The 12,834-nt window shown below is 73.9% G+C and carries 15 protein-coding genes and 1 pseudogene; 10 read left to right on the top strand and 6 right to left on the bottom strand.

Going from position 1 to position 12,834, the window contains the following annotated elements; all coding sequences use genetic code 11:
• From CCN56_RS10725 to CCN56_RS10710, 4 genes and pseudogenes are all read left to right on the top strand, one after another.
• Positions 1 to 293, top strand: a pseudogene (locus tag CCN56_RS10725) (hypothetical protein); the annotation flags it as partial.
• A gap of 106 nt (positions 294 to 399) precedes the next feature.
• Complete coding sequence (locus CCN56_RS10720) at positions 400 to 840, top strand: DUF3995 domain-containing protein (RefSeq protein WP_086825870.1); 441 nt, start codon at positions 400 to 402, stop codon at positions 838 to 840.
• Positions 827 to 1,348, top strand: a complete 522-nt coding sequence (locus CCN56_RS10715; protein ID WP_086825869.1) for an RNA polymerase sigma factor — start codon at positions 827 to 829, stop codon at positions 1,346 to 1,348. Before CCN56_RS10720 ends, CCN56_RS10715 begins: the two co-directional genes overlap by 14 nt.
• On the top strand, positions 1,345 to 1,797 hold the full coding sequence (locus CCN56_RS10710; RefSeq protein ID WP_179199787.1) for a hypothetical protein: 453 nt from the start codon (positions 1,345 to 1,347) through the stop codon (positions 1,795 to 1,797). Before CCN56_RS10715 ends, CCN56_RS10710 begins: the two co-directional genes overlap by 4 nt.
• Positions 1,798 to 1,809: 12 nt before the next feature.
• Here the strand turns inward: CCN56_RS10710 and CCN56_RS10705 are convergent, their stop codons facing one another.
• The 4 genes from CCN56_RS10705 to CCN56_RS10690 all read right to left on the bottom strand — a co-directional run bounded on the left by CCN56_RS10705 (position 1,810) and on the right by CCN56_RS10690 (position 5,450).
• Entirely contained in the window at positions 1,810 to 3,231 is a 1,422-nt protein-coding gene (locus tag CCN56_RS10705) for an amidase (protein ID WP_086825865.1), read from the bottom strand.
• Positions 3,232 to 3,332: 101 nt separating this feature from the next.
• A complete protein-coding gene (locus tag CCN56_RS10700; protein ID WP_373412847.1) occupies positions 3,333 to 4,199 on the bottom strand; it encodes a ribonuclease BN in 867 nt (288 codons plus the stop codon).
• A gap of 69 nt (positions 4,200 to 4,268) precedes the next feature.
• Positions 4,269 to 4,964, bottom strand: coding sequence for a DUF6766 family protein (locus CCN56_RS10695; protein ID WP_086825863.1), 696 nt, complete (start codon positions 4,962 to 4,964; stop codon positions 4,269 to 4,271).
• Positions 4,965 to 5,045: 81 nt separating this feature from the next.
• Positions 5,046 to 5,450 (bottom strand): hypothetical protein, encoded by a 405-nt coding sequence (locus CCN56_RS10690; RefSeq protein WP_256961899.1) that lies wholly within the window; start codon positions 5,448 to 5,450, stop codon positions 5,046 to 5,048.
• Positions 5,451 to 5,594: 144 nt separating this feature from the next.
• Between CCN56_RS10690 and CCN56_RS10685 the strand changes: the two genes are divergently transcribed.
• Positions 5,595 to 5,948: a PRC-barrel domain-containing protein gene (locus tag CCN56_RS10685; RefSeq protein ID WP_086825861.1), complete on the top strand. Its 354-nt coding sequence runs from the start codon at positions 5,595 to 5,597 to the stop codon at positions 5,946 to 5,948.
• Positions 5,949 to 6,140: 192 nt separating this feature from the next.
• On the opposite strand, the gene CCN56_RS10680 is transcribed toward CCN56_RS10685, so the two are convergent.
• Positions 6,141 to 7,322, bottom strand: coding sequence for an MFS transporter (locus CCN56_RS10680; protein WP_086825874.1), 1,182 nt, complete (start codon positions 7,320 to 7,322; stop codon positions 6,141 to 6,143).
• A gap of 55 nt (positions 7,323 to 7,377) precedes the next feature.
• Here CCN56_RS10680 and CCN56_RS10675 point away from each other — a divergent pair, with 55 nt between their 5' ends.
• The 5 genes from CCN56_RS10675 (at position 7,378) to CCN56_RS10650 (ending at position 11,813) form a co-directional block, all read left to right on the top strand.
• Positions 7,378 to 8,790 (top strand): PLP-dependent aminotransferase family protein, encoded by a 1,413-nt coding sequence (locus CCN56_RS10675; RefSeq protein WP_086825859.1) that lies wholly within the window; start codon positions 7,378 to 7,380, stop codon positions 8,788 to 8,790.
• Between the two features lie 242 nt (positions 8,791 to 9,032).
• Positions 9,033 to 9,632: an RNA polymerase sigma factor gene (locus CCN56_RS10670; protein ID WP_086825857.1), complete on the top strand. Its 600-nt coding sequence runs from the start codon at positions 9,033 to 9,035 to the stop codon at positions 9,630 to 9,632.
• Positions 9,629 to 10,000 (top strand): hypothetical protein, encoded by a 372-nt coding sequence (locus CCN56_RS10665; protein ID WP_373412846.1) that lies wholly within the window; start codon positions 9,629 to 9,631, stop codon positions 9,998 to 10,000. Before CCN56_RS10670 ends, CCN56_RS10665 begins: the two co-directional genes overlap by 4 nt.
• 605 nt (positions 10,001 to 10,605) lie before the next feature.
• Positions 10,606 to 11,235, top strand: a complete 630-nt coding sequence (locus CCN56_RS10655) for a TetR/AcrR family transcriptional regulator (protein ID WP_086825855.1) — start codon at positions 10,606 to 10,608, stop codon at positions 11,233 to 11,235.
• Complete coding sequence (locus CCN56_RS10650) at positions 11,232 to 11,813, top strand: DUF1707 domain-containing protein (RefSeq protein ID WP_086825853.1); 582 nt, start codon at positions 11,232 to 11,234, stop codon at positions 11,811 to 11,813. Before CCN56_RS10655 ends, CCN56_RS10650 begins: the two co-directional genes overlap by 4 nt.
• A 5-nt stretch (positions 11,814 to 11,818) precedes the next feature.
• Here the strand turns inward: CCN56_RS10650 and CCN56_RS10645 are convergent.
• Positions 11,819 to 12,834, bottom strand: a 1,016-nt coding sequence (locus tag CCN56_RS10645; protein WP_086825851.1) for a carboxylesterase family protein, incomplete at its 5' end; no start/stop codon positions are given.

Below are 12,834 nucleotides of genomic sequence, written 5' to 3'. Positions count from 1 at the left end.
CGGCGCGGATCGTCCATCCGCTGTGCCGCGCCGAGGGCATCCCGCTCCTGGGCGGTGGGGGTACGGATCTGCGGACCGGGTTCGCCGCGGCCCTGCGGGCGCGCCCGCGGCCGGACGTGCTCGTGGTCCTGACCGACGGTCAGACGCCGTGGCCGGCCGGGCGGCCGGCCTGCCGGACGGTGGTGGGCCTGTTCCCGCGCGCACGGCGGTTCCGCTCCTGGGACGAGGACGACCCCGACCACGTGCCGGCCGGGCCGCCGGAGTGGGCCCGGGTGGTGGACATCGGTGGGTAGGCCTCCGGCCGTACGTGATGCGGATCACGGGGAACCCCCGCCCGGTTCGGGTCCTCCTTCAGACGTCGGTGCCCCTCGGCGCCGGCCTCGATACGGAGGGGATCCCATGGCGGTCATCGACATCGAGCGGCCTCGTGCGGTCGGCGGCGGGCGTGCCGTCGCCGTCCTGCTGGCCGTTCTCGCGCTTGTGCACGTCTACTGGGCGACCGGCCTGACCTGGCCCGCCGCCGACGAGCGGGGCCTCTCGCTCGCCGTCCTGGGCGGTGTCGTGTCCTTCGGCCCCGCGGTGGTGCTGCCGCTCGCGGTGGTCGAGGGGTGCGCGGCGGTCGCGGTGGCCGCCCACGCGCGCGGCGTCCGCGGCCGCCGGATCCCGCGCCTCGTGACGTACGCCGTGGCCGGCGGGATGCTGCTGCGCGGGGCGGCCGGTCTGGTGTGGATCGTGCTGGGCCGGGACGGCTCCGGGGCGGCCTTCCCCTGGCTGAACGCGCTGCTCTACACGCCGCTGAGCCTGGTCTTCGGCTGGACGGCCCTGCGTGCCGCCCGCTGAGGCCGCCGGTCCCGTCGACCGGGGCGTGGCGCTCGTGCGGGCCGCCCGGCGCGGCGACACCCTGGCCCTGCACGATCTGCTCGACCACCTCACCCCGTACATCGCCCGGATCTGCCGGCCCATCGCCCTGGACGACGGTCCGGACGCCACCCAGGAGGCCCTGGTCGCCGTCTTCACCTCTCTCCGGTCGTTGCGGGAGCCCGAGGCGCTGTACGGGTGGGTGCGGGCGATCTCCGTACGGGAGGCGGTAAGGGTCGCCAGGCGGGCGGCGCGGGTGCGGCCGGCGGAGCTCCCCGACGTGCCGGAGCGGGGCGATCCGCTGCTGGCCGCCGACATCGGCGACGTCCTGGCCCGGCTGTCGCCGGCGCACCGGGCGGTGCTCGTGCTGCGGGACGTCGAGGGGATGGACGAGGAGTCGGCGGCGGCGCTCCTCGGGGTGCCGGCCGGCACGGCGAAGTCCCGGTTGCACCGGGCACGGCAGAGTTTCCGAAGGGCGTGGTCCGCGTGAGCGGCGAAGAGGCAGTGATCGACGACGTGCGACGCCTTCGGGTCATGGGCGCCGCCGTCCGGGGCGCACGGATCGTGGAGCGGGTGCTGCCCGCGCCGCTCGACGCGGTGTGGGCCGTGATGGGCGATCTGGAGGGCGGTTTCGGGAAGTTCCAGCCCGACATGCGGTCGGTGCGGGTGCTGCGCCGGGACGGCGAGCGGGTGGAGGCCCTCGCCCGCAGCCGCTACGGGTTCCGGGCCCACCTCCACGGGGCCCTGCGGCCGGGCTGGTGCTGGCTGCAGAGCCGGTTCCTGGTCATCGGGATGGCGGCGGTGGCCGAGGGCGGCTCGACCCGGGTGGCGCTCACCGGCGGCGTCCGCGTCCCGGGGCGGGCCGCGCTGGTCCCGTTCGGGGCGCGCCGTGAGCTGGAGCGGGCCATGGCGCGCCTGGCCGAACGGGTCGGCGGTTAGGAGGCCAGGAGGCTAGGAGGCATCCTGGATCCGCCGGAACGGCCGGTCCGCCTCCAGGGTGAACGCGACGTCGAGCAGGGTCCGTTCGCTGCCGGGGCGGCCGGAGAACATGACGCCGACGGGCAGCCCGTCGTCCGTCGCCCGGGTGCTGGGCAGCGAGATCGACGGGGTGCCGACGACGTTGTCGACCGGGGTGAACGTGACGTACGCGAGGATCCGCTCGACGAGCGTCGCGTAGGGGACGGTCGGTGCGAGCCGGCCGATCGGCGGCGCGGGGTGGGCGAGGACCGGGCTGAGGAGCAGGTCGAGGCCCCGGAACGCCGCCGCGTACGCCACCTTCGTCTGCTTCAGGCGCCGCAGTACGCCCGGGGTGCGCCGCCAGTTCTCCAGGTACGTCGCGCGCAGCCCGCGGCTGAGGCCGTCCATGCGGTGCCGGTCGAAGTCCGGGCCGAGGGTCCGGCCGGTGGCGCCGAGGAGGAACGACAGCATCCCCCAGTAGGTGAGGAAGTCCTCGGTGAAGCGCGGGTCGATGGCCACCTCGACCGGCTCGACGGTGTGGCCGAGCCGTTCGAGCCTCGTCGCCGTCTCCGTGACGGCCTCCCGGGTGGCGGGGTCGGAGGCGACGCCGTTCGGCGAGTCGAGGAGGAGTCCGATGCGGAGGCGTCGTCCGGAGGGGCCTTCGACCAGGCCCACGGGCGGCAGCTTCGGGTTGCGCCAGTGCGTCTCGGCGGCGGCGAGGAACGCGGCGGTGTCCCGTACGGAACGGCTCACGACGCCGTCGACGACGAGGTCCAGGGGCAGTCGGCGGCTCTGGTCGTTCGGTACGACCCGGCCGCGGGTGGGCTTGAGGCCGACGAGTCCGCAGCAGGCGGCGGGTATGCGTATGGAGCCGCCGCCGTCGTTGGCGTGGGCGATCGGGACCGCGCCGGCGGCGACGAGTGCCGCGCTGCCGCCCGAGGAACCGCCCGCCGAGTGGCCGGTGTTCCACGGGTTGCGGACGGGCTCGGCGGCCTCGTACTCCGTGGACGGGCTGAAGCCGAACTCGGGCAGCCGGGTCTTGCCGAGCACCGTGACGCCGCTGCTCAGGAACTGCCGGGCGAACGGCGCGTGCCGTCGGGCCGGTCCCGGGGTGAAGGCCGCGCTGCCGTGGCCGGTGGGCAGTCCCCGGTAGTCGGTGTTGTCCTTGACGAAGGTCGGGACGCCCGCGAAGGCGCCGCCCGTCGTCCCGGTACCGTGCGCCGGGGCGTCCGCGTGCACCTGGACCGCGTGGAGCCGTTCCTCGACGGCCCGCACCCGCTCGGCCGCGTCCCTGGCCGCTTCGGCCGCGCCGACCTCGCCGCGGCGGATCGCCTCGGCGAGCCCGACGGCGTCGTGCTCTCCCAGGGCGTCGTCCCGGAAGGCGTGCACCCTGGTCCTTGCGTCGAAAGTCGTCACCGCTGCCTCAGCCCCCGGCCGTGTGGATGGTCACCCCCATCATCGCCTACCGGCGAGTAACAGGCGAGGGGTCGGCACGGGCCGGCGCCTGTGGAGTGTCTTCACCTACGGGGCGTCTTCACCCGGCCGCGGTGGCCCGGGCGTCTCCCCCGCCGTTTCCGTACGCGCGTCACACGGGGCAGTTCCCCGTCGGCCAGGCGCCCGGCGAGCGCGCCGCCGAACACGACGACGCCCACGGCGACGAGCCAGGTCTGGATGACGAGGAACGCGCCGAACGGGCCGTACGTGACGGCGCTGGACGCGATCAGCGGGGAGAAGACGAGCCGGGAGAAGATCCTCAGCCCGAGCAGTCCGAGCGTGGTGCACACCGCCCCGGGCAGCAGGGCGAGCCACGCGATGCGGCCGCCGAGCAGCAGTCGCTGCGACCACCAGAAGAACAGGGTGCCGCTCAGCAGGGAGACCGCCCCGCCGGCCGGGGTCCCGTGCCAGAACGGGGCCACCGCGAACAGATAGAGGACCCCGATGAGCACGGCGAGCCACAGCACCTGCCGCCAGCGGGCGTGCCAGCGGGCCGGAGCGAGGTCCCAGACCTTCTCGTAACCGCTCTGCACCACCGTGCCGAACGTGAGGCCGAAGACGGCGAGCAGGGCGAGGCCGAGCGCCGTCGTGGTCCGCCGCACCTGGCCGGGCAGCGCGAACAGCCGCTCGATCTCGGCCCTGGCGGGCGCGGAGACCCCGATGCCGTCGCCGAGCCACTGCGCGAACCCCTTCCCGCTGCCCGCACCCGCCGCCGACACGACGATCAGGAGCGGCACCAGGGTGAGGAAGGAGAGCGCCGCGAACCCCAGCGAACGCTGCCAGAGCCCGAGGTCCCTGACCGGCGCCCACCGGTGCCCGGCCCGGAAGCGGCGGATCGCGCCGAGCATCCGCCCGGCCCGGGGCCGTCGCCCGGCGGGACGGAAGACCATCCCTCCACGGTAGAACCGCGCCGCCCCGCCAACCAGCCGGTCCGCCCGGGCCCGGCTGTCAGGACCCCGTCACCCCTCGACGCCGGTGGCCTCGTGCGCGGCGCCGACGGGCTTGGACTCGGGCGAGCCGCGCTGGCGCAGGTAGACGGAGAGGATGGCCATGGCCGCCACGGCGAGGAGTTCCGACTGCCAGTTCTGCAGGGACCGGTTCCAGAAGTCGGCGGAGACGAGGTAGGAGTGCCAGCTGACGGGGGCCTGGAGCTGCCGCAGCCGCAGTTCGTTGAAGGCGGCGGTGCCGGAGATCGACTGCGCCAGCCAGGACAGCAGGAAGAAGACGGCCATGACGAGGCCGAGTGACCGGGAGTAGACGGCCTGCCGCCAGTCCTTCGTACCGGCCCAGCGGGGCGAGTCGGGCCGGGTGTGGTCACCCATGTGCTGTTCGCGCTCGCTCTCCGTGCCCACCTTGTGCAGCGGCTTGGACTCCGGGGAGCCGCGCTGGAGCAGATAGACCGTGCCGAAGATGTAGAGGAAGAACTGCAGGAACTCCGACTGCCAGTTCTCGGTGACGTCGACGGCGAAGTCCGAGGATGCCAGGTACGCGCCGAGGCCGATCTGCTGGAGTCCCTCGACGGCGAGCTGTTCGTTGAACTCCGCGCGCCCGGCGACCGCCTGGGCGCCCAGGACGACCAGGAACGCCAGGCCGAAACCGAGGGTGAGGCTGTTCGACCGCCAGAATCCGCCCTTCGGGGCCCGGCCGGCCGTCACCGGTGCAGCGCTCCGATCGCGCTGAAGTAGGCGAGTCCGCCCACGACGGTCACCACGCACACGACGAACAGCGTCCGCACGTCACGCCCCCTTCAGTACGCAGTGGTACGGCGTGTCGCCCTCTTCGGGCGCGCATCCCGCGGCGGTGACCCGCCACCCCTCGTCGAACTCCGAGAGGAACAGGACGTCGCCGTCGAGACGCAGCAGCGCCTGCCGGCCGTAGACGTCCACGCTCCGCACGGCGCCGCCGCGCGGCAGCTCCTGGGACGGGAGTGCCTCCGCGCACGGCTTCTTCTCCCCCTCTTCGAGCTGCTCACGGCTCTCCGGGGCGAGCAGTCCGCACGCGACGCCGAAGTTTCCGGCGACGAGGGACTCCTCGAAGAACCGGCCCGCACCGGTCGCTCCGTCCTGGCGGGCCTGTGGTGCGCCGCAGGCGGACAGGGCGACCACGGCCGTCGTCACTGCGAGGAACAGGGGCACTCTCACGCTCCCAGCCTGCCCGTGCGGGCCGCGGCGACAAGGGCCGGGCGGCCGAATGGCCGGACGCCTCACCTGTTCGGGTCACCGTGGGGGACGACGTGCGGGCGCCGGGGGCGCACGAGACCATGGAGGCGGAGGAGAGGTGCCGCCATGAGTGAGTTCGACATCTGGAACTACCGCCCGGGCACCGGGTACCGGCAGGGGGTCGATCTCGTCGGCTACAAGGTCGAGGCCACGGACGGCACCATCGGGAAGGTCGACAGGCACACCGAGGACGTCGACTCGTCCCATCTGGTCGTCGACGTCGGGGCCTGGATCTTCGGCCGGCGCGTCCTCCTTCCGGCCGGGACCATCGAGCTGATCGACACCGCCGAGGAGAAGGTGTACGTCGACCGCACGAAGGACCAGATCAAGGACGCCCCGGACTTCGACGAGGCGAAGTACTCCGAGGAGCCCGCCTACCTGGAGCAGTTCGCCCGGTACTACGGCCATCCGCACATGTGAGGGCGCCGGTGAGGCGGGTGGTCCAGGCCGAGCCGTCCCGGGTCTGGACGTCGACCTTGGTGAAGCCCTGCCCCTGGCCGAAGTGGGTGGCCAGGGTCAGGGCGCCGATCCGGCGGACGGTGCGGAGGTCGGACTGAAGCAGGTCACCGTGCCGCTGTCGACCGGCCCGTGATCGGCCCCGACCCGGGCGCGTCAGGCGCGGGAGCCCTCCGTCCGCCGGTCGCGCCGGGCCGGGACGAGAGCCGTGAGCATCAGTGCGGCGGTGAGGGCGAAGGCCGCCGGGTAGCCGGTCCGGCCCGCGAGGATCCCGAAGCCGACGGCCCCGACGCCCATGCCGGCGTCGAAGGCGAAGTTCCACAGGGCGCTGACGGTTCCGTATCCGGAGGCGGGGACCCGCGCGTACATCAGCGTCAGGGTGGCGTTCTGCGTGATGCCGAAGCCGATTCCGAACAGGGTCACGCCGACGACGACGGCCACCGGACTGTGGGTCAGGGCGGTGAGCAGCGTCCCCGCGGCCGCGGCGACGAGGCCGGGCAGGAGGAGTACGGCGGGACCGTGCCGGTCGCCGTGCCGGCCGGCGACCCAGCGGGCCGCGGTCGATGCCGCGGACTGGGCGAACAGGGCCGCGGCGACGACTCCCGCGGAGGCCGAAGGGACGGCGAGGGGAAGGAAGGTGACGAGGATTCCGGCGGCGAGCGCGGTCGCCGCGAAGACGAGGGTGGGCCGTGACAGCGCGGCCGTCCGGAGCCCGGCCGTCACCCCGATCGCCCGCTCCGAGGCCGGTTCGCGGTCCGGCAGGCCCGGCACCGAGACGACGGCGGCCAGCGCGGCCACGGCTCCGGCGGCGAAGACCGGCCCGTACCCCACGTGCGCCGCCAGCCACACTCCCAGCGGCAGCGCCACCAGGGACGGCACCCCGGACACGATGCCGACCAGGGCCAGCCCCTCCCCGCGGCGCCCGGCCGGGATGAGCGAGGCCGTCAGGGCACCGCCCGCGACGACCGTGAACGCGAAGCCGAGGCCGCGCAGGACGCAGACCGCCGTGATCCAGACCGGGCTCCCGGACGCGGAGAGCGCGAACGCGGGCGCCCCGAGGAGGACGAGGCCCGCCGCCAGCACGAGGCGGTAGCCGAAGCGGGCGACGAACCGGGGGGTGGCCAGCTCGCCCCCGACGGTGGCCAGCATCAGCGCGCCGGTGGTGAGCCCGGCGGCGCTGCCGTGGCCGCCGCCGGCCGCCTCGGCGTAGAGGGGGACGACCGACAGGAGCAGATAGAAGCTCGTCGAGGCGCCGATGATCGAGACGAAACGCAGCAGCAGGGGCCGCGTCACCAGAGGCGGCCGCGAACCGGCGCCCTCCGCTTGTGAGTTGAGCATCTTGGTCACCCGACGACGCTATGGTCCCGGCCGGTCGTCGGTAAGATCCGATTCCATGCCTCTGGAGTGGTCCGGTCTGTCGCCCGAGCTGCTCCTCGTCGTCGACCGGGACAGCGGCGAGCCGCTGCGGTCCCAGCTGGAACTCGGACTGCGGGACGCGATCCGGACCGGGCGGCTGCGGGTGGGCGAACGGCTGCCGTCCTCCCGCGAGTTCGCCCGGATGCTCGGGGTGTCGCGCGGGCTCGTGCAGGAGTGCTACGCCCAGCTCCAGGCCGAGGGATACCTGGTGACACGCGTCGGCTCCGCCACCCGGGTCGCCACCGGCGCGGGGGTACCACCGGCGCCCCCGTCGCCGCCCTCGGCGCCGTCCCGTCTCCTGGCCGACTTCGCCTGGGGCGTCCCGGACCTGGGTTCCTTCCCGCTCGCCGACTGGCTGTGGGCCATGCGCGAGGCGGGCCGCGCCATGCCGACGTCGGCGCTCGGATACGGAGATCCGCGCGGCAGCGCGGAGTTGCGCGAAGTCCTCGCCGGATACCTGCGGCGCGTGCGCGCCGCGGCGGCGGATCCGGAACGGACCGTGATCTGCTCCGGCTACGCGCAGGGCCTCGGTCTGGCCCTGCGCGCGCTGGCCGGGGCGGGCGTCCGCACGGTGGCGTACGAGGACCCCGGCTCACCGTCCACGGTCTCCTCCGCCGCGTCCCGGGCGGGCATGTCGGCGGTCCCCGTACCGGTCGACGAGCGCGGCATCGACGTGCGGGCGCTCTCCGCGACCGATGCCCGCGCCGTCGTCGTGACTCCCGCACACCAGTGGCCCACCGGCGTCGCCCTGGCCCCCGAGCGGCGGCTCGCACTGATCGAGTGGGCCAGGAGCCGGGACGCGGTGATCATCGAGGACGACTACGACGCCGAGTTCCGGTACGACCGGGAGCCGGTGGGCGCGCTGCAGGGCCTCGCCGCCGACCGGGTGATCTCCCTGGGCACGGTCAGCAAGTCCCTCGCGCCGGCGCTGCGCATCGGCTGGATGCTCTGTCCCGCGGCGCTCACCGGGACGATCGTCGAGCAGAAGCGGCTGAGCGACCGCGGCTCCCCCACTCTCGACCAGCTCGCCCTCGCGCGACTGATCGAGTCCGGCCGCTTCGACCGGCACCTGCGCCGGATGCGGGCGACGTACGCGGCGCGGCGCACGACCCTGGTGGCGGCGCTCGCCGAGCACGCCCCCGAGGTCGGGGTGACCGGTCTCGCGGCCGGCTTCCACGCGGTCGCCCACCTCGCCGGACCGGCCGACGAGCAGGCCCTCGTCGCCGCGGCCCGCGCCCGGTCGGTCGGCCTCTACGGCATGAGCGCCTGCCGCGCCTCGCGAGCGGCCGAGCCGGGGCCGGTGCGGCTGGTCCTGGGCTTCGGCAACGTCGGCGAGCGCGCCGTCACGGCGGGCGTCGCGGCGGTCGGCGACCTGCTCAGGGGCCGGTAGTCCGTCCTTCGGAAAAAACTTCACCGGGAGGCGAATCCTCTCGGGACCTCCCCGTCTCTTATGTGTGCACCGGTCGAACGGACCGGACGGAACCGGGAGGAAACAGCAATCATGGTCACTGCCCTCATCGTGGTCGGCGTGGTGCTCGTGGGTGCGTGCAGCTGGCACCTGATGCGGCGCTTCAACAGGAGCCGAAGCTGACCGGCGTCTGCGCGCGGGACGCCTTCCGATATGAGTAGCGCATGAACCGACGCTTCTCCTGGCCCGACGAGCGGCTCATCAAGGCCGCGCAGGACGGCGACGTCACGTCGCTCACCACCGTCGTCATGGAATCGCAGCCGCATGTGCGCAAGTTCGCCCTCTCGCTGTGCGCCTCGCCGCAGGACGCGGAGGACGCGGCCCAGGAGGCGCTGATCATCCTCTACCGGAAGATCGGCACCTTGAGGGCCACCGGTGCGCTCGCCTCGTGGATGTTCCGGATCGTGCGCAACGAGTGCCTCCGGCAGGTGCGGCTGCTCGTCGCACGGCGTGACGAGGCGTCGGCCGAGCCGGAGGCATGCGCGGAACCGTCCGCCGAGGAGGCGGTGCTGTACCGGCTGGAGGTGGAGCGGATCGCGGCCGCGGTCGGCGCCCTTCCCCGTGACCAGCGACAGGTCCTGATCATGCGTGACGTCCAGGGCCTGTCCGGCAGGACCGTCGCCCATGCGCTCGGTCTGAGCACCGCCGCGATGAAGTCGCGGCTGCACCGGGCACGGGCGGCACTGCGTCACGCGCTGGAAGCGACCGACCAGGCATCAGATCAAGCCGTCGACAGACCAGTCGAAGGAGACTCACGACCATGACCACCCTGAACATCGCGAAGCCCCCCGAGGGCGCGAAGCCCCCGGTCATCGCACCTTCCGTGATGTCCGCGCCCTCCGTGGCGTCCGCACCGCCCGCGGCGCCGAACTTCGCCAGCAAGTCCGTCCCGCGCCATCTGGCGCGCGGCCTCATCGGTTTCGGGCTGATCATCGGCTCGATCGCCATGGTGCCCGTCGCCGGCCCGGCCGCCCTGCTCGCGGCCCCGCTGGCCCTGGTCGCCTTCCGCGGCTGCCCCACCTGCTGGATGGTCGGCCTGGCGCAGACCATCTCCCGGGGCCGTCTGGAGCGCCAGTGCGTGGACGGCGTCTGCACCCTCGCCAAGGCGCGGCCGGGGACGGACACCGACTGAGTCCCCGGGCCCCACCCTCCCGGGGACCGTCCCGGAGGGTGGTGTCGCCCGGTCGTGTCTCAGAGCCGGCGGACGCGCGGCACGCCGGTCCGCATCGGGAGGGTGAACTCGCCGTCGGCGGTCTCCGGCCTGCCCGCGAGGAACGCGCGGATCCGGCCGAGCAGGGCCTCCCGCTCCGGCTCCGGCAGGACCAGGGCCCCCGCGCGCGGCGCAGCTCGGCGAGCATCGCCGGGTCGGGCTCGACCGCGACGACCTCGGCGCCCATCGCGACCAGGGGGCGGTCAGCTTGCCGGTTCCGGCGCCGAGGTCGAGCACCCGCGGGCCGGGCGCGGATGCGAGCGCCCAGCCCACCGCCGTCCGCGCGCAGTCCGGACGGTGCTCGGCGTAGGCGACCGCCGCCGCGCCGAACGAGGAGGCGTGAAGTGCGCGTTCGCCCTGGTCCATGCGGACGACGCCAACGGCACTTCAGGAGATCGTCCACCCCACCGCCCCGCACCCTCGACGTCGGCCATCTACGGTCGGCGCGCGGCGAGTTGACCGGCACTCAGGATTATTGGCAGAGTGGACAACACGATATTGTCCACTCTGCCAACAGGGAAGGGCCCATGCCTCCCGCACGACGCCGGCGCACCCCGGACCAAGCACGCGCCGAGATCCTGGACGCCGCCACCGAGCTCATCGCCCGGCACGGTCCCGACGGGGTGGGACTGCGCCGGGTCGCGGAGGCGGTCGGGGTGACGCACGGGCTCGTCACCCACTACTTCGGGACCTACCGGGCGCTGGTGCGAGCCGTGCTCGAACGCGAGAACGAGCGCAAGCGGGAGCTCGTACGGGAACGCATGCGGGCCGACGGCAGCGTGCCGTACGCGGTCGGCATGACCGAGGTGCTCTTCGAGATCCTCGCCGACGAGCGCTACGTCCGGCTGTGGACGTGGTCCCAGCTCCACGGCTGGGACGACGGGGCCGCCCCGGACTCCCCCACGAACCTCTCCCGCCTGGTCGACGTGATCGAGGAGGGCGTCCGCTCGGTGCTCCCCCCGCCCGAAGGCCCCGACCGGACGCGGATCGAGCAGGTCGTCCTGCTCGCCATGTCCGGCGCGTACGGATACGCCCTCGGCCGGCGCTACTGGCTCGCCGACCTCGGCCACGACCCCGAGCGGCCCGAGCACGACGCCGCCTATCGCACCGCCCTGTCCACCGTCCTCGCCGCCCATCTCGGAGGGTTGACCCTGTGACCCAGCACGACCTGGACGTCCTCGCCTCGGACCGTGAGCGTTCCGACGCCGAGGAGCGACTGCGGACCGCCGTCGAGAACGGCCGGCTGCCGCTGGCCGATCTGTCGGCACGCCTCGACGAGGTGCACGCCTCCCGCACCCGCGGAGACCTGGAGCAGGCCTGCCGCGGTCTGCCGAGCCCCGGCCCGCGCGACGCGCTCGTGGTGGACCGGCCGGCGACCTCGCGCGGCTTCGTCGCGGGCGTCTTCGGCGGCTTCGAGCGCAAGGGCCCCTGGATCGTGCCGCCCCGCATGACCGTCTGGTCGATGTGGGGCGGCGGCAGGCTCGACCTCTCCGAGGCGCGCTTCAGCAGTCAGGACACCGAGATCCGCGCCGTCGCCCTGTGGGGCGGCACCAGGATCGTCGTCCCGGAGGACATCGAGGTGGAGGTGCGGGGTCTTGGACTCTTCGGCGTCTTCGACAAGCGTGCCGCCCGGCGGATCGGCAAGCCGGGCACACCGCGCGTCGTGATCAAGGGCCTGGCCCTCTTCGGCGCCGTGGTCACCCGCAACGCCGTCGTCACCCGCGACAAGAGGTAGCCCCCTCAGCGCACGCCCTCCCAGAGGAGCCGTTGCTCCGCGCGGGGGTCGGCGACCGTCGTGGACGCGGGGGCGGTGAAGGTCATCGTCGTACGGGTCGTCCTGTCGTACGCCTCCCAGCCGGGGCTGCCCGTCCTCGCGAAGGAGACCCACGCCCGGTGCACGGCGTCCGCGAGGGCCCGGGGCGGGTGGTCGCCGAGCATCGGGGCGTACGAGGGGTCGTCGAGGCGGTCGAAGACGAAGGGCAGCTCCAGGGCGTGGCAGGCGCCGAGGTTCCCGTCGAACTGCGGCGAGCGCCAGGCGAATTCGTAGAGGTACGAGCCCGGGACGGACTCGGCCAGGCGGATGGCGGGGATCCGGTAGAACCAGTCGGTCGCCACCGCGTCGAGGAGTTCGCCCGGCGTGGCGCCCGGACGGGCGGCGGCCCGGTAGACGGGGAGGGCTTCGGCCGGGTCGAGGCCGTAGGCCTCGGTCATGGCGCGGAGCGAGGACTCGGGGAAGACGTGCAGGCGCTCCGTCGGCACCAGGAAGAGGCGGTACTCCTCGCGGTTGCTGCCGATCAGGAGGTCGACGCCGCAGTCCGGGCCGGGGAGGGCGGGCCCCGGGCGGACCGGCTCGAAGGGCATCATGTTGAGGACCGCCTCGCCCCATCGCGCCGGGTCCGGGTCGGCGCCCACCTCCGCCCGCAACTCGGCCTGGGCCGGGAGGAGTTCCTTCAGGGGAACGGCCTCGAAGGCCTCGGGTGTCGGCTCGATCCCGAGTTTCTCCGCCAGGCGGGCGGCGATCAATCCGGCCGACGACGGGCGCAGGAAGTGGTGGCAGGCCCCGCTCTGCAGGATCGCCCGGTGGAAGAGGCCCCGGGCCGCGTCGGTGGTCAGGAGCGCGCCGATGCTCATCGCGCCCGCCGACTCGCCGAAGACCGTGACCCGGTCCGGGTCGCCGCCGAAGGAGGCGATGTTGTCCCGGACCCAGGTCAGGGCGGCGATCTGGTCGAGCAGGCCCCGGTTGTCGGGACGTCCCG

This window comes from Streptomyces sp. NRRL B-24572, from assembly GCF_002156145.1.
In the GTDB taxonomy this organism is placed as follows: domain Bacteria; phylum Actinomycetota; class Actinomycetes; order Streptomycetales; family Streptomycetaceae; genus Streptomyces; species Streptomyces vietnamensis.
Note: the sequence above shows the minus strand (reverse complement) of the source record. Positions and strands in the feature narration are given on the sequence as shown.